This window comes from Gilliamella sp. Occ4-3, assembly GCF_001690675.1.
In the GTDB taxonomy this organism is placed as follows: Bacteria; Pseudomonadota; Gammaproteobacteria; order Enterobacterales; family Orbaceae; genus Gilliamella; species Gilliamella bombi.
In genome coordinates, this window is record NZ_LZHR01000058.1 from 1 (window position 1) to 407 (window position 407).

General features: G+C 30.0%; 1 protein-coding gene. It reads left to right on the forward strand.

What is annotated here, in order from left to right:
* Positions 1–229: 229 nt before the first annotated feature.
* A partial coding sequence (locus A9G44_RS14045) for a helix-turn-helix domain-containing protein (RefSeq protein WP_442902931.1) occupies positions 230–407 on the forward strand: 178 nt, incomplete at its 3' end.

A 407-nucleotide genomic window follows, 5' to 3' on the forward strand; every position in this document is an offset into this window, starting at 1 on the left:
AACAGATAAAGAAAATACAATATCTATTGAACACACGCCCAAGAAAACGGCATAAGTTTAAAAGCCCTGCCGATTTTTATTCTAAGGAGTTAAGACGAATTGCACTTCATGGTGTAATCTAGGATATCTTACACTGTTAGAATGTCAACTATGGTTATCAATTCTAATTATTTATATTTTTACTAAAACTTATATAATGCTTATATTGAGGTTAATCATAAAAATAATAATGAATAAAACAATCGATATTGAAACAGGCGTACCAAGTGAAGTTGTTAACCTGGTTTTTGATAATAACTATTCTCCTGCACAAGCATGGCGTGAGTATTTAAAATTATCTCAAGTTGAAGTTGCGAATAAAATAGGTATTAGCCAATCAGCTTATTCTCAATATGAAAAAAGCCAAA